Annotated in this window: 13 protein-coding genes; 9 read left to right on the top strand and 4 right to left on the bottom strand. The window is 52.8% G+C overall.

Annotated elements, in window-relative coordinates:
* Nucleotides 1-2: 2 nt before the first annotated feature.
* From cyoA to IM284_RS07660, 3 genes are all read right to left on the bottom strand, one after another.
* Nucleotides 3-950 (bottom strand): cytochrome o ubiquinol oxidase subunit II, encoded by a 948-nt coding sequence (cyoA, locus tag IM284_RS07670; protein WP_008503322.1) that lies wholly within the window; start codon nucleotides 948-950, stop codon nucleotides 3-5.
* A gap of 477 nt (nucleotides 951-1,427) precedes the next feature.
* Nucleotides 1,428-2,903: a muropeptide MFS transporter AmpG gene (gene ampG / locus IM284_RS07665; protein ID WP_047367608.1), complete on the bottom strand. Its 1,476-nt coding sequence runs from the start codon at nucleotides 2,901-2,903 to the stop codon at nucleotides 1,428-1,430.
* Nucleotides 2,904-2,948: 45 nt separating this feature from the next.
* Nucleotides 2,949-3,527, bottom strand: coding sequence for a lipoprotein (locus tag IM284_RS07660; protein ID WP_028012160.1), 579 nt, complete (start codon nucleotides 3,525-3,527; stop codon nucleotides 2,949-2,951).
* A gap of 306 nt (nucleotides 3,528-3,833) precedes the next feature.
* Here IM284_RS07660 and bolA point away from each other — a divergent pair, with 306 nt between their 5' ends.
* The 9 genes from bolA (at nucleotide 3,834) to IM284_RS07615 (ending at nucleotide 14,194) form a co-directional block, all read left to right on the top strand.
* Entirely contained in the window at nucleotides 3,834-4,151 is a 318-nt protein-coding gene (bolA, locus tag IM284_RS07655) for a transcriptional regulator BolA (RefSeq protein WP_003859051.1), read from the top strand.
* A gap of 330 nt (nucleotides 4,152-4,481) precedes the next feature.
* Nucleotides 4,482-5,780, top strand: a complete 1,299-nt coding sequence (gene tig, locus IM284_RS07650) for a trigger factor (RefSeq protein ID WP_008503318.1) — start codon at nucleotides 4,482-4,484, stop codon at nucleotides 5,778-5,780.
* 260 nt (nucleotides 5,781-6,040) lie between these two features.
* Entirely contained in the window at nucleotides 6,041-6,664 is a 624-nt protein-coding gene (gene clpP, locus IM284_RS07645; RefSeq protein WP_014069126.1) for an ATP-dependent Clp endopeptidase proteolytic subunit ClpP, read from the top strand.
* 125 nt (nucleotides 6,665-6,789) lie between these two features.
* Nucleotides 6,790-8,064, top strand: a complete 1,275-nt coding sequence (gene clpX / locus IM284_RS07640; protein WP_028012161.1) for an ATP-dependent protease ATP-binding subunit ClpX — start codon at nucleotides 6,790-6,792, stop codon at nucleotides 8,062-8,064.
* Between the two features lie 183 nt (nucleotides 8,065-8,247).
* Nucleotides 8,248-10,602, top strand: coding sequence for an endopeptidase La (gene lon, locus IM284_RS07635; protein WP_023334706.1), 2,355 nt, complete (start codon nucleotides 8,248-8,250; stop codon nucleotides 10,600-10,602).
* A gap of 210 nt (nucleotides 10,603-10,812) precedes the next feature.
* Complete coding sequence (gene hupB, locus IM284_RS07630) at nucleotides 10,813-11,085, top strand: nucleoid-associated protein HU-beta (RefSeq protein WP_002444653.1); 273 nt, start codon at nucleotides 10,813-10,815, stop codon at nucleotides 11,083-11,085.
* Nucleotides 11,086-11,297: 212 nt separating this feature from the next.
* The gene (ppiD, locus tag IM284_RS07625; protein ID WP_028012162.1) at nucleotides 11,298-13,169 is read left to right on the top strand and encodes a peptidylprolyl isomerase; all 1,872 of its coding nucleotides are present in this window, start codon (nucleotides 11,298-11,300) and stop codon (nucleotides 13,167-13,169) included.
* A 148-nt stretch (nucleotides 13,170-13,317) separates the two neighbouring features.
* A complete protein-coding gene (locus IM284_RS07620) occupies nucleotides 13,318-13,698 on the top strand; it encodes a helix-hairpin-helix domain-containing protein (protein WP_047367609.1) in 381 nt (126 codons plus the stop codon).
* Between the two features lie 97 nt (nucleotides 13,699-13,795).
* Nucleotides 13,796-14,194 (top strand): YbgC/FadM family acyl-CoA thioesterase, encoded by a 399-nt coding sequence (locus IM284_RS07615; RefSeq protein ID WP_014830880.1) that lies wholly within the window; start codon nucleotides 13,796-13,798, stop codon nucleotides 14,192-14,194.
* Nucleotides 14,195-14,255: 61 nt separating this feature from the next.
* Here the strand turns inward: IM284_RS07615 and queC are convergent, their stop codons facing one another.
* On the bottom strand, nucleotides 14,256-14,951 hold the full coding sequence (queC, locus tag IM284_RS07610) for a 7-cyano-7-deazaguanine synthase QueC (RefSeq protein WP_023332238.1): 696 nt from the start codon (nucleotides 14,949-14,951) through the stop codon (nucleotides 14,256-14,258).
* Nucleotides 14,952-15,009: the final 58 nt, after the last annotated feature.

Raw genomic sequence — 15,009 nt, 5'->3', positions numbered from 1 at the left:
CCTTAGTGAGCGGTTTCCGCGTGGCTCATGTCCATGCCTTCCATACCTTCGTGCGCGCTGTGCTCGCCTTCTGGCTGGGTCATGTCCATGCTCTTGCCGTGATCCATAAATTTGCCAATAACGTCTTTGAACAAATCTGGTTTCACGTTAGAGAAGTACTCCACCTTGTTGTATTCGCTAGGTGCAGCCACTTTTTCGAACGCCGCCATGTCAGACATGGTGTTTGGAGACTGCTTCGCTTTTTCAACCCACTGGTCGAAAGCGGCACGGTCCGGCGTCGCAATAGCTTTGAACTTCATACCTGAGAAGCCCGGGCCGCTATAGCTGGCGGAGATACCATCGTAGGTGCCTGCTTCATTCGCGATCAGATGCAGGTTCGTCTGCATACCGGCCATCGCGTAAATCTGGCTACCCAGACGCGGGATGAAGAAGGAGTTCATTACGGAGTTGGAGGTCACTTTGAACTGAACCGGAGTGTTCGCCGGGAAGGCGATTTCATTCACGGTAGCAATGCCCTGCTCTGGATAGATGAAGAACCATTTCCAGTCCATGGAGACCACTTCAATGGTAATAGGTTTTTCATCGTGAACCAGCGGCTTGCTTGGCTCAAGTGCGTGAGTGGTTTTCCAGGTCAGTACGGCAAGGAACAGGATGATCAGGATAGGTACCGTCCAGACCACAGCTTCAACTTTGTTGGAGTGTGACCAGTTCGGGCTATACTTCGCATCTTTATTGCTCGCACGATACTTCCAGGCGAAACCAACAGCCATCAAAATGGCAGGAATAACCACAATCAACATCAGGCCAAAAGCCGTCAATATCAGTGAACGTTGTTCCAGTCCAATCTGTCCTTTGGGGTCTAGTAGTGCAGAATCACAGCCACTGAGTAATACAGTACCTGCGAATAATGACAACCATCCCAAACTTTTATTGTATTTCCTGAGTCTCATTTAACGACCTCAATTCCACGGGAGTCTGGTGGCGTTTAAAGTGTGCGGGCATTTTACGGGAAGGTTACATTACTGTAAACATCATTAGGCCTGTGTCAGGAAGGTGTTACCGGGTTCTGCCGCACGTGTCACAAGTGTTGCAGATTATGTCGGTTTTTATGACCGAAGCCGCATGATATGGGCTTTATAACGAAAGGACCCCCAAGCATACCCTAAAAGGGGCAATTGGTATAACCATTGTTAAAAATATACAAAAAATTAACAATTAATTATCAATAAAAAGACATCTAAAAAACGAAAAATCAAACTTTCCAATGCTGAATCGTTTAATGAAAAATAGCGTTTTGGAATTAGCTCCAATAATTTCCAAATCCTATCCCGCACAAAACAACAAATATTTTTTTAGCGGCTGTTGGCTATTTCACCGTTATAATTTCGGTTAGTGATTACAACGGGAAATAACCTTTCACTTTTTCTTCAGGTCATCTGCGTTTTACGCAATGCCATAAAATCGAGCAGACCGCCCATCAGGATCCCGGCGATGGCCAGCAGGGCTCCTGCGTCCAGCAGAAGGGCTTCGAGGGGGAGCGCCAGAGACGTACTGGCGTTAACGATAAGTACCACAAGCCATAGCGCCAGCGCGCCGCAGCCCGCCATTAGCAGACGTAACGCAAATCGGTAGGCGCGGTGATATTCAGTACGCGGCATAAAGTGTTCGGTCCGCTGGGTATATTCCAGCGTCTGGCGACACACCAGCAATAATAAAATCCCCGGCACGGCAGCAGCGACCGAGAAGAGATAAAACGTTGGCCAGCCGTGGGCTTCTACAAACCAGCCGGCAATCGGACCTACGTACACGCGGCCAACGGCCGAGAGTGCCGAGAGCAGCGCAAACTGCGTGGCGGAAAACGATTTATTGCACAGGGTCATCAGCAGGGCGACAAACGCCGCCGTCCCCATGCCGCCACAGAGATTTTCAAAGAACACCGCCGCGGCCATGCTGAACATATGCTTGTCAGTCACCGACAGCAGCCAGTAGCCCGCGTTAGATGCGCCCTGCAGGATGCCGAAGATCAGCAGCGCGCGGAACAGCGTCAGGCGCTGCATCAATACGCCGCCGTAAAGCGCACCGACGATGGTCGCAAACAGTCCCAGCGTTTTATTCACCACTCCCACTTCACCGGCATCAAAACCGACGCCGCGGATCAGGAAGGTGGTGGTCAGGCTCATGGCAAAGGCATCGCCCAGCTTATAAAGGACGATGAGCAGCAGGATCAGCCAGGCATTGTTGCGGCCAAAAAAGTCACGCAGCGGTTCGGCCACGGCCTGCTCCAGCGAGCGGGGAACCGGAATGACGTCGCTCGGTTCGGGTGCAAATAGCGTAGCGATAATGCAGGGGATGAGCAGGGCAGCCATCAGCCAGTACATACCCTGCCAGCCGAGATAACGGTCGGCCAGCCACAACGCCAGCCCGCCGGAGACCAGCATCCCGAGGCGATAGCCCAGCACGCTGATCGCCGCACCGGCACCGCGCTCTTCCGCAGGTAACACGTCCGTCTTCCAGGCGTCGAACACGATATCCTGAGAGGCGGAACAGAAGGCTATCACCACCGCAAGCGCGGCCATCCAGCGGAGCTGTGTGGTCGGCTCAAGAAAGCCCATCGCCGCAATCGCCAGCAGCAGCAGGACCTGTGTCATCACTAACCAGCCGCGACGACGCCCCAGAAACGGCGGCGTATAGCGATCCATCACCGGCGACCACAGGAACTTAAAGACATACGCCTGACCGACAAGCGAGAAGAAACCAATGGTTTTGAGATCGATGTTCTCAACCGTCATCCACGCCTGAAGCGTGCCGGAGGTGAGCGCGAGGGGTAAACCGGAGGCAAAGCCGAGGATCAGCAGAATCGCTGATTTCGGTTGCTGGAAAATGCGTAAGTAGTGACTGGACATGTTCTTATGAACTGACCCGGTGAAGCACCGGGTCAGTGAGCAGGATTAACGTGCGTTCTGCTTGATAAAGTCGTGAATGCTGGTGTCCTGCGCCATATCGGCGATGGTGTCCGTCAGCACGCTGTTAACGGCGTTAGCAATATTCTTGTTAGAGGCCTGGAACGCGCCTTCAACAGAGTAGCTGGCGCGGTAGTTTTTGGTCATCTTGTTGCCGTTCTTCGCGGTGGCAATGATGGCGATATCCGCTTTGGTCGCAATGTTGTAGCGCACGTTGCCCTGAGAGACGTCTGCGTACAGGTTGTTGACGATAATCTGCAGATCAACCGCGCCGCTTGGGCCAATCATGTAGCCGCGAGCGGTCATTTGCTTCTCAAGCACTTCCTGCAGCAGGAAGCGCAGGTCGCGGGACGCGGTCAGCGTCACCTGCTGGTTGTCGCGGGTTACTTTTGCCAGCGCCTGGTCCTGACGCTGATCGGCACCGTTAATGCTCACGGTGACGCCCATCAGGCTTGGGTCCTGCTGAGGCAGGGTGATTTTTGGTGAGACATCAATAGTGGTAGGCGGAGTCGCACAGCCTGCCAGCATAAAAAGGGCTACCAACGGAAAGAAGAGTTTTTTAAACATTTTCAGGTTCTCAACGAATCGTAAGCATTAAAGAGAGAAAAATTGCCGCCATCATATCATCGACTACGGCCAGGGGAAGTGGTCAACGCATGTAAATTCATCGTCTTGTCTGAAAACTGACCAGCTCATCCTTTTTCTCCTCCCGCCAGAGACGACAGGTATGAGTCTCACAGTGAACTTCATGCATTTGAATGAGAAAATCAGACGAAAGCTAAATATTTGTTGTCAAGGTGTAATGGAAACGGTAAAAGCGGCTAACATTTAAAGGGATGGGTGACATCTTAGCGTTGTCGGAGGAGTAATTTCATGATGATACGTGAACAGATAGAAGAAAAATTAAGGGCAGCGTTCAACCCTGTGTTCCTCGAAGTCGTCGACGAAAGCTATCGTCATAACGTGCCGGCAGGTTCTGAAAGCCACTTTAAAGTGGTTCTGGTTAGCGATCGCTTCACGGGAGAACGTTTCCTGAACCGACATCGCCTGATCTACAGCACCTTGACGGAAGAACTCTCCACGACCGTGCATGCGCTGGCACTACATACCTACACCATTAAGGAATGGGAAGGCTTGCAGGATACGGTTTTTGCGTCGCCGCCTTGTCGCGGTGCAGGCACCATCGCCTGATAAATCGGATTTGCAACGGCTGGAGCTTTTCCAGTATGTTGCTTACAGATTTCCTCAAAACGGCCTCCGGGCCGTTTTGTTTTGTCTGAGTTTTGAGCGGATGGTGCGATTTTAAGGCTAAAAATAGCCTTAAAGTGTGAAAAAAGCCGCAGCAACATGCTCCAACCGTTCTCGACTCACCTAAGTGATGCCGCTATAATGCCGCGTCTTATTGAATGTCTTCGGGATGATTCTGGCGACAGGGAATGTGAATCTGCACTAAGAGAGCATCCCGGTATAACAGACAGATTCAGAGTTGACCGAGCACTGTGATTTTTTTGAGGTAACAAGATGCAAGTTTCAGTTGAAACCACTCAAGGCCTTGGCCGCCGTGTAACGATTACTATCGCTGCTGACAGCATCGAAACTGCTGTGAAAAGCGAGCTGGTCAACGTAGCAAAAAAAGTACGTATTGACGGCTTCCGTAAGGGCAAAGTACCAATGAATGTTGTTGCTCAGCGTTATGGCGCTTCCGTGCGTCAGGATGTGCTGGGTGAACTGATGAGCCGCAACTTTATCGACGCGATCATCAAAGAAAAAATCAATCCAGCCGGCGCGCCAAACTACGTGCCAGGCGAATACAAACTGGGCGAAGACTTCACCTACTCCGTAGAGTTCGAAGTGTACCCGGAAGTTGAGCTGAAAGGCCTGGAATCTATCGAAGTTGAAAAACCGATCGTTTCCGTGACTGACGAAGACGTTGACGGCATGCTGGACACCCTGCGTAAGCAGCAGGCGAACTGGAAAGAGAAAGAAGGCGCTGTTGACGCGGAAGACCGCGTAACCATCGACTTCACCGGTTCTGTAGACGGCGAAGAGTTCGAAGGCGGTAAAGCGTCTGACTTCGTACTGGCAATGGGCCAGGGTCGTATGATCCCAGGCTTCGAAGACGGCATCAAAGGCCACAAAGCGGGCGAAGAGTTCACCATCGACGTGACCTTCCCTGAAGAGTACCACGCTGAAAACCTGAAAGGTAAAGCAGCGAAGTTCGTCATCAACCTGAAGAAAGTTGAAGAGCGCGAACTGCCAGAACTGACTGAAGAGTTCATCAAGCGTTTCGGCGTGGAAGATGGTTCTGTTGCTGGCCTGCGTACCGAAGTGCGTAAAAACATGGAGCGCGAGCTGAACGGTGCTGTGCGTAACCGCGTGAAATCTCAGGCGATTGAAGGTCTGGTAAAAGCGAACGAAATCGACGTTCCTGCTGCCCTGATCGACAGCGAAATCGACGTGCTGCGCCGTCAGGCTGCACAGCGCTTCGGTGGCAACCAGCAGCAAGCGATGGAACTGCCGCGTGAGCTGTTCGAAGAGCAAGCGAAACGCCGCGTTGTTGTTGGCCTGCTGCTGGGCGAAGTGATTCGTACCCACGAGCTGAAAGCTGACGAAGAGCGTGTGAAGGGCCTGATCGAAGAGATGGCGTCTGCATACGAAGATCCATCAGAAGTGATCGAGTTCTACGGTAAGAACAAAGAGCTGATGGACAACATGCGCAACGTCGCACTGGAAGAGCAGGCTGTTGAAGCGGTACTTGCGAAAGCTAAAGTGACCGAAAAAGCGACCTCTTTCAACGAACTGATGAACCAGCAGGCGTAATTTCGCTCTAACGGTTTAAAGTTTGAACAAAAAACCCGTTGCCTTCCGGCGACGGGTTTTTTTTATCGCTGCATGGGTTCTGGAAGGGTGCTAAAACGCCCTTTCAGTGTTAGCGTTACAACAAAAGGTTGTTATGCTTGAAATAGGGCGTGGCGAACCCCATAAGTATGTAATCACGATGATTGAGACTGGCTGATAATCCGTCCATAAGGTTACAATCAGTACAGCAGGTGTTTTCAATTTTGAACCAGGAGACGGAAATGTCATACAGTGGCGAACGAGATAACTTTGCACCCCATATGGCGCTGGTGCCAATGGTTATTGAACAGACCTCACGCGGTGAGCGTTCTTTCGATATCTATTCCCGTCTGCTCAAGGAACGCGTTATCTTTCTGACCGGCCAGGTAGAAGACCATATGGCTAACCTGATCGTGGCGCAGATGCTGTTCCTGGAAGCGGAAAACCCGGAAAAAGACATTTACCTGTACATCAACTCGCCTGGCGGTGTGATTACGGCGGGCATGTCCATTTATGACACCATGCAGTTCATCAAGCCAGATGTCAGCACTATCTGTATGGGGCAGGCTGCATCCATGGGGGCCTTCCTGTTAACCGCAGGGGCGAAAGGTAAGCGTTTCTGCCTGCCTAACTCCCGCGTGATGATTCACCAGCCACTGGGGGGGTACCAGGGGCAGGCGACGGATATCGAAATCCACGCCCGCGAAATTCTGAAAGTAAAAGCGCGCATGAATGAACTTATGGCGCAGCATACAGGTCAATCTCTTGAGCAGATCGAGCGCGATACCGAGCGCGATCGCTTCCTCTCTGCTCCAGAGGCAGTTGAGTACGGCTTAGTCGACTCCGTATTGACCCATCGTAATTGATGCCCGCGACGCGAGTGTGCCGCTATACTAAGGTAGGGCGGCACGCTGCTTAAAGCACACGCGTCTTAGAATGGCATTTGCGTCGTCATGTGCGGCACAAAGAACTTAAAAAGAGGTTTGGACTCATGACAGATAAACGCAAAGATGGTTCGGGCAAACTGCTGTACTGCTCTTTTTGCGGCAAAAGCCAGCATGAAGTGCGTAAACTGATTGCCGGGCCGTCCGTGTATATCTGCGACGAATGCGTCGATTTATGTAACGACATCATTCGCGAAGAGATTAAAGAAGTTGCGCCGCACCGTGAGCGTAGCGCATTGCCAACGCCGCATGAGATTCGTCATCACCTTGACGACTATGTCATCGGTCAGGAGCAGGCCAAGAAAGTGCTGGCGGTGGCGGTATACAACCACTACAAACGTCTGCGTAACGGCGACACCAGCAATGGCGTAGAACTGGGCAAAAGTAACATTCTGCTGATCGGGCCAACCGGCTCCGGTAAAACGCTGCTGGCGGAAACCCTGGCGCGCCTGCTGGATGTTCCGTTTACCATGGCGGATGCCACCACCCTGACCGAAGCCGGTTATGTGGGTGAAGACGTTGAGAACATCATTCAGAAGCTGCTGCAAAAGTGCGATTACGACGTTCAGAAAGCACAGCGCGGGATTGTTTATATTGATGAGATCGACAAGATCTCCCGTAAATCAGACAACCCGTCCATCACCCGTGACGTGTCGGGTGAAGGCGTGCAGCAGGCCCTGCTGAAGCTGATCGAAGGTACGGTTGCGGCCGTTCCGCCGCAGGGTGGACGCAAACATCCGCAGCAGGAGTTCCTGCAGGTCGATACCTCCAAGATCCTGTTTATTTGCGGCGGCGCGTTTGCTGGTCTGGATAAAGTCATTTCCCACCGTGTTGAAACCGGCTCCGGCATCGGTTTTGGCGCAACGGTGAAGGCGAAGTCCGAGAAAGCCAACGAAGGTGAACTGCTTTCGCAGGTTGAGCCCGAAGATCTGATCAAATTTGGTCTGATCCCTGAATTCATTGGCCGTCTGCCGGTTGTGGCAACGCTGAATGAGCTGAGCGAAGACGCGCTGATTCAGATCCTGAAAGAGCCGAAAAATGCGCTGACCAAGCAGTATCAGGCGCTGTTCAATCTGGAAGGCGTTGAGCTGGAATTCCGTGACGAAGCGCTGGATGCGATTGCCAAGAAAGCGATGGCGCGTAAAACCGGTGCGCGTGGTTTGCGCTCTATCGTTGAAGCGGCATTGCTCGACACCATGTACGATCTGCCGTCGATGGAAGACGTCGAAAAAGTGGTTATCGACGAGTCCGTGATCGGTGGCCAATCCAAGCCGTTGCTGATTTACGGTAAACCGGAAGCCCAGCAGGCATCTGGCGAATAATTCACCAAATCATACAAGCAGTTAATCAAAAAGGGGGGATTTTATCTCCCCTTTACTTTTTCCGTATTCATAGCGTTGAATGTGTGGGAAACATCCCCATATACTGGATACATGTTAATGGTTATGTGAAGCACTGTGACATGACCAGCTTACCTGGCGGACACTAAACTAAGAGAGAGCTCTATGAATCCTGAGCGTTCTGAACGCATTGAAATCCCCGTATTGCCGTTGCGCGATGTGGTGGTTTATCCGCACATGGTCATACCCTTATTTGTAGGGCGGGAAAAATCTATCCGTTGCCTCGAAGCCGCCATGGATCATGATAAAAAAATCATGCTGGTGGCCCAGAAAGAAGCATCAACGGATGAGCCGGGTGTAAACGATCTTTTCACCGTCGGGACCGTGGCCTCTATTTTACAAATGCTGAAGCTGCCGGACGGCACCGTGAAGGTGCTGGTCGAAGGCTTACAGCGTGCGCGTATTACCACGCTGTCAGACGATGGCGAACACTTCTCTGCCAAGGCAGAGTACCTTGATTCGCCTGAACTTGATGAGCGCGAGCAGGAAGTGCTGGTACGTACCGCGATTAGCCAGTTCGAAGGATATATCAAGCTGAACAAGAAAATCCCACCAGAAGTGCTGACGTCGCTGAACAGCATCGACGATCCTGCGCGTCTGGCGGATACCATCGCTGCACACATGCCGCTGAAGCTGGCTGACAAACAGTCCGTGCTGGAGATGTCCGACGTTAACGAACGTCTGGAATACCTGATGGCGATGATGGAGTCTGAAATCGATCTGCTGCAGGTTGAGAAGCGCATTCGTAACCGCGTGAAAAAGCAGATGGAAAAATCTCAGCGTGAGTACTATCTGAATGAGCAAATGAAGGCCATTCAGAAAGAGCTGGGCGAGATGGACGACGCACCGGACGAAAACGAAGCGCTGAAGCGTAAGATCGACGCGGCGAAGATGCCGAAAGAGGCGAAAGAGAAAGCCGAAGCAGAACTGCAGAAGCTGAAAATGATGTCTCCGATGTCGGCTGAAGCAACCGTCGTGCGCGGCTACATTGAGTGGATGGTGCAGGTTCCGTGGAACGCCCGCAGCAAGGTCAAGAAAGACCTGCGTCAGGCCCAGGAGATCCTCGATACTGACCACTACGGCCTGGAACGCGTGAAAGACCGCATCCTTGAGTACCTCGCGGTACAAAGCCGAGTAAACAAAATTAAAGGCCCAATTCTGTGCCTGGTAGGACCGCCGGGGGTGGGTAAAACCTCTCTGGGCCAGTCCATCGCCAAAGCGACCGGACGTAAGTACATCCGTATGGCGCTGGGCGGCGTGCGTGATGAAGCGGAAATCCGCGGTCACCGCCGTACCTACATCGGTTCTATGCCGGGTAAACTGATCCAGAAAATGGCGAAAGTGGGCGTTAAAAACCCGCTGTTCCTGCTTGATGAGATCGACAAAATGTCGTCGGACATGCGCGGCGACCCGGCGTCTGCTCTGCTGGAAGTGCTTGATCCAGAACAGAACGTGGCGTTCAGCGATCACTACCTGGAAGTGGACTACGACCTCAGCGATGTAATGTTCGTGGCGACCTCCAACTCCATGAACATACCGGCACCGCTGCTGGACCGTATGGAAGTGATCCGCCTCTCCGGTTATACCGAAGACGAAAAGCTGAACATTGCTAAACAGCACCTGCTGCCGAAGCAGATTGAGCGTAACGCGCTGAAAGCCAACGAGTTGACCGTCGAGGACAGCGCGATTATCGGCATCATTCGCTACTACACCCGTGAAGCGGGCGTGCGTAGCCTTGAGCGCGAAATATCTAAGCTGTGCCGTAAGGCGGTAAAACAGCTGCTGCTGGATAAGAGCCTGAAGCACATCGTGATTAACGGTGACAATCTGCATGCCTACCTGGGCGTTCAGCGCTTCGACTATGGCCGCGCGGATAACGAAAACCGCGTGGGTCAGGTGACCGGTCTGGCATGGACGGAAGTGGGCGGCGATCTGCTGACCATCGAAACCGCCTGTGTGCCGGGCAAAGGCAAGCTGACCTACACCGGCTCGCTGGGTGAAGTGATGCAGGAGTCCATCCAGGCTGCGCTGACCGTGGTGCGCGCGCGCGCGGAAAAACTGGGTATCAACCCTGATTTCTACGAAAAACGCGACATTCACGTTCACGTTCCTGAAGGGGCGACGCCGAAAGATGGCCCAAGCGCGGGTATTGCCATGTGTACCGCTCTGGTTTCCTGTCTGACGGGCAACCCGGTACGTGCCGATGTGGCAATGACCGGTGAAATCACCCTTCGCGGTCAGGTCCTGCCAATCGGCGGATTAAAAGAAAAACTGCTGGCGGCACACCGCGGTGGGATCAAAACCGTATTGATCCCTTACGAAAATAAACGCGATCTGGAAGAGATTCCGGACAACGTGATTGCCGATCTGCAGATCCATCCTGTTAAGCGAATTGAGGAAGTTCTCAGTCTCGCACTGCAGAATGAACCCTCCGGAATGCAGGTTGTAACCGCAAAATAGTGACCTCGCGCAAAGAGCGTCAATAAAAACAAGGCTGGTAAGTCATTTCGCACTTGCCAGCCTTTTTTTGTATAGCTAATTTAGATTGCTGATTAGGTCAGCCATCAACAACGGGTGTTGTAAGGTCATGGCAGGCCTGATATAACTGCTGCGCGGTCGCGTTGTGAAGGACTCAGGCGCGATATAAATTATAAAGAGAGGAAGAGAACAGTGAATAAATCTCAACTGATTGACAAAATTGCTGCTGGTGCTGATATTTCTAAAGCTGCAGCTGGACGTGCGTTAGATGCATTAATTGCTTCTGTTACTGAATCTCTGCAGGCTGGGGACGACGTTGCACTGGTAGGCTTCGGTACTTTTGCTGTTAAAGAGCGTGCTGCCCGTACTGGCCGCAACCCTCAGACCGGTAAAGAGATCACCATTGCTGCTGCTAAAGTGCCGGGTTTCCGTGCAGGTAAAGCGCTGAAAGACGCAGTAAACTGATTGCTTTCCCGTTTCAGGGAAGCCGGATAGTACAAGGGCGCATCGTTTGATGTGCCTTTTTTGTTTGTCCAGACCTGATTTGTGCGAGTTTATGCGAGTTGTGGGCTGACAATCGCCCCGTTTTCTTGTCACAATACGCCTTCACGCGCGACGGGCAGGATTTTCCGTCAGCGTCAGGTAACCAGTCACCTACAGCGGAGTGTTGTTACACCATGATGGACAGCTTACGCACGGCTGCTAACAGTCTCGTGCTCAAGATTATTTTCGGTATCATTATCGTGTCGTTCATATTGACCGGCGTGAGCAGTTACCTTATTGGCGGTGGCGCAAACTATGCCGCAAAAGTGAATGGCCAGGAAATCAGCCGTGGTCAGTTCGAGAATGCTTTTGCCGGTGAGCGTAACCGTATGCAGCAACAGCTGGGCGACCAATTCTCTGAACTGGCGGCGAATGAAGGGTACATGAAAACCCTGCGCCAACAGACACTGAACCGTCTTATCGACGAAGCGCTGCTGGATCAGTATGCCAAAAAGCTGGGCCTTGGCATCAGCGACGAGCAGGTCAAAAAAGCGATCTTCGCCACTCAGGCATTCCAGTCTAACGGTAAATTCGACAACGCGCGTTACAACAGTATCGTTAACCAGATGGGCATGACGGCGGATCAGTACGCACAGGCGCTGCGTAACCAGCTGACAACCCAGCAGCTCATTAACGCTGTCGTGGGTACCGATTTCATGCTTAAAGGTGAAACCGACGAACTGGCCGCGCTGGTGGCCCAGCAGCGCGTGGTCCGTGAAGCGACCATTGATGTGAACGCCCTGGCGGCGAAACAGCAGGTGAGCGACGCAGACGTTAATGCTTACTACGAGCAGAATAAAAACGCCTTTGTTTCTCCGGAGCAGTTCCGCGTCAGCTACATCAAGCTGGATGCAGCTGCGCTGCAGGAAAGCGCGTCTGATGCCGAGATCCAGTCTTACTACGACCAGCATCAGGATCAATTCACTCAGCCGCAGCGTAACCGCTACAGCGTGATTCAGACCAAAACTGAAGCAGATGCTAAGGCGGTACTGGATGAGCTGAACAAAGGCGCTGATTTCGCCACCCTTGCGAAAGCGAAATCCACCGACATTATCTCTGCGAAAAACGGCGGTGATATGGGCTGGCTGGAAGACGCAACCACGCCCGACGAGCTGAAAAATGCCGGCCTGAAAGAGAAAGGCCAGCTGTCTGGTGTGATTAAATCATCCGTTGGTTTCCTGGTCGTGCGTCTGGACGACATCACCCCGGCGAAAACCAAGCCGCTGGCTGAGGTTCGTGATGATATTGCCGCGAAAGTGAAACAGGAAAAAGCCCTGGATGCCTACTACGCGCTGCAGCAGAAGGTGAGCGATGCTGCCAGCAACGACAACGAATCTCTGGCAGGTGCAGAGCAGGCGGCGGGTGTCAAAGCGGTTGAAACCGGCTGGTTTGGTCGCGACAACCTGCCGGAAGAGCTGAACTTCAAACCGGTTTCTGATGCCATCTTTAACGGTGGTCTGGTGGGCGAGAACGGCACGCCGGGCAGCAACTCTGACATCATTACCGTTGACGGCGATCGCGCCTTTGTTCTGCGCGTCAGCGAGCACAAGCCAGAAGCGGTCAAACCGCTGGCGGAAGTGAAGGATCAGGTCGTCGCTCAGGTTAAGCACAACAAAGCAGAACAGCAGGCTAAGCTGGACGCTGAGAAGATTCTGGCCGATCTGAAAGCGGGTAAACAGGACGCGCTGAAAGCGGCAGGTCTGAGCTTCGGTGAGGCGAAAACGCTGAGCCGCACCGGTCAGGACCCAATCAGTCAGGCCGCGTTTAGTCTGACGCTGCCGGCAAAAGACAAGCCAAGCTTCGGTACTACCACCGATATGCAGGGTAACGTTGTTCTGCTGGCGCTGGACGACGTGAAAGCCGGCACTCTGCCAGAAGCGCAGAAGAAGGCGATGGTTCAGGGCATTACTCAGAACAATGCTCAGATTGCTTTCGAAGCCATGATGAGCAACCTGCGTAAAGACGCCAAAATCAAGCTGGGCGATGTCATGACTCAGCAGCAGTAATTACGTGTCTGCTCGCAGATTTTCGTAACGCTGTGCAAAAACTAAAGGCCGCTTTCGCGGCCTTTTCCATTTCTGCAATCTGCTGTTTGTGCCTGTTTTCACAGGCGGCTATCGTTGCGTGGCTGTCAACAAACAAGGAGATAACAGCATGAAATGTGGAATCAAAGCACTGTTAATTACGCTGGTTATTGCCACCACCGGGATGAGCGCGGGCGCGCAGGCGGCGGCGACCGCCGCCAAACCACAGGCTACGCAGAGCAAGTCTGACGCGGCCGCGCCGGTACAAGGGCAGACCAAAGCGGCTGACGCCGGTAAAAATGCGGATGATGACGGTACGCGGGTCAGCATTAACTCGGCCTCGGCAGAGGATCTCGCCCGCGCAATGAATGGCGTGGGCCTGAAAAAAGCGCAGGCTATCGTCAGCTATCGTGAAGAGTACGGCCCATTCAAAACGGTCGACGATCTCAAACAGGTTCCGGGCATGGGCAGCGCGCTGGTTGAGCGCAACCTCTCACACCTGACACTGTAATAACGCAATTTCTTGCACTGCGGCAAAAGTTTGCCAGGATAAAGAGGTCATACCAGTTATGACCTCTGATCCTATAACAATGAAAGGCTATTGCGCTATGCAGACAAAAATCAAAGTACGCGGTTTCCATCTTGATGTTTATCAGCACGTCAATAACGCTCGCTATCTCGAGTTTCTTGAAGAAGCGCGCTGGGACGGGCTGGAAAACAGCGAAAGCTTTCAGTGGCTGACCGCGCACAACATCGCGTTCGTGGTCGTCAATATCAACATCAACTATCGCCGTCCGGCCGTGCTGGGCGATGTGCTCACCGTGACCAGCCAGGTACAACAGCTAAACGGCAAAAGCGGCGTGTTAAGCCAGGTGGTGACGCTCGATCCAGAAGGGCAGGTGGTGGCTGATGCACTGATCACCTTTGTCTGTATCGATCTGAAAACTCAGAAAGCGCTGCCGCTGGAAGGGGAATTGCGGGAAAAGCTGGAGTTGATGATCGTATAAGACATATTAAGGCGCACTCGTGCTGTCGACACCTGTTTTGCGACAGCACGGTCAAAAAACGTTATTTAAGCCCGGTCTTTTGCTTCATTGCCGCCATCACGCCGACTTTATCAGCCAGGTAATGGTTAAGCCCGTTAGCGCGCAGATTACAGGCGGCGCACTGGCCGCAACCGTCGCCTTTGATGCCGTTATAGCAGGTGAGGGTTTCGCTGCGAACCAAATCCAGCTTGCCCCAGTAGTCGGCCAGCGCCCAGGTTTCGGCTTTATCCAGCCACATGAGCGGGGTTTCAAAGCGCGTCTCTTTCGCCATCCCCAGATTGACGGCGTGGTTGAGCGCTTTGACAAACTCATCGCGGCAGTCCGGGTATCCTGAGAAGTCGGTCTCACATACGCCCGTAATTACCGCTTCGGCTTTTACCTGATAGGCATAAATCGCCGTCAGGGTCAGGAACAGAATATTTCGCCCCGGCACAAACGTGTTCGGAATGCCGCTGGCATCGGGTTCGTAGTCCGGTACAGGAATACTGTCCCGGGTGAGGCTGCTGACGGCCAGTTCATTTAACAGCGTAACGTCCAGCACCTTGTGCGCGCGTGCCCCTAGTTTGAGGGCCAGTTCACGGGCAACGTCGATTTCAGCGCGGTGACGCTGGCCATAATCGAAAGTCACACAGTGAACTTCATCATACTGATGAAGGGCCTGAACCAGGCAGGTTGTAGAGTCTTGTCCTCCGCTGAACACGACGACGGCACGTTTCATAAATCATCTCGACTGTTACGGTAAAACCGTTATGTTACCGTCTGGCTACGGCGGCGAC

It is taken from the genome of Enterobacter cloacae complex sp. P12RS (assembly GCF_014895875.1).
GTDB lineage: Bacteria > Pseudomonadota > Gammaproteobacteria > Enterobacterales > Enterobacteriaceae > Enterobacter > Enterobacter bugandensis.
Note: the sequence above shows the minus strand (reverse complement) of the source record. Positions and strands in the feature narration are given on the sequence as shown.

Excerpts from the sequence above, each read along its gene's own strand:
- tig (WP_008503318.1), top strand. The coding sequence starts at position 4,482 with ATGCAAGTTTCAGTTGAAACCACTCAAGGCCTTGGCCGCCGTGTAACG.
- cyoA (WP_008503322.1), bottom strand. The coding sequence starts at position 950 with ATGAGACTCAGGAAATACAATAAAAGTTTGGGATGGTTGTCATTATTC.
- ppiD (WP_028012162.1), top strand. The coding sequence starts at position 11,298 with ATGATGGACAGCTTACGCACGGCTGCTAACAGTCTCGTGCTCAAGATT.
- clpX (WP_028012161.1), top strand. The coding sequence starts at position 6,790 with ATGACAGATAAACGCAAAGATGGTTCGGGCAAACTGCTGTACTGCTCT.
- queC (WP_023332238.1), bottom strand. The coding sequence starts at position 14,951 with ATGAAACGTGCCGTCGTCGTGTTCAGCGGAGGACAAGACTCTACAACC.
- lon (WP_023334706.1), top strand. The coding sequence starts at position 8,248 with ATGAATCCTGAGCGTTCTGAACGCATTGAAATCCCCGTATTGCCGTTG.
- ampG (WP_047367608.1), bottom strand. The coding sequence starts at position 2,903 with ATGTCCAGTCACTACTTACGCATTTTCCAGCAACCGAAATCAGCGATT.
- IM284_RS07615 (WP_014830880.1), top strand. The coding sequence starts at position 13,796 with ATGCAGACAAAAATCAAAGTACGCGGTTTCCATCTTGATGTTTATCAG.
- IM284_RS07660 (WP_028012160.1), bottom strand. The coding sequence starts at position 3,527 with ATGTTTAAAAAACTCTTCTTTCCGTTGGTAGCCCTTTTTATGCTGGCA.
- clpP (WP_014069126.1), top strand. The coding sequence starts at position 6,041 with ATGTCATACAGTGGCGAACGAGATAACTTTGCACCCCATATGGCGCTG.
- IM284_RS07620 (WP_047367609.1), top strand. The coding sequence starts at position 13,318 with ATGAAATGTGGAATCAAAGCACTGTTAATTACGCTGGTTATTGCCACC.
- bolA (WP_003859051.1), top strand. The coding sequence starts at position 3,834 with ATGATGATACGTGAACAGATAGAAGAAAAATTAAGGGCAGCGTTCAAC.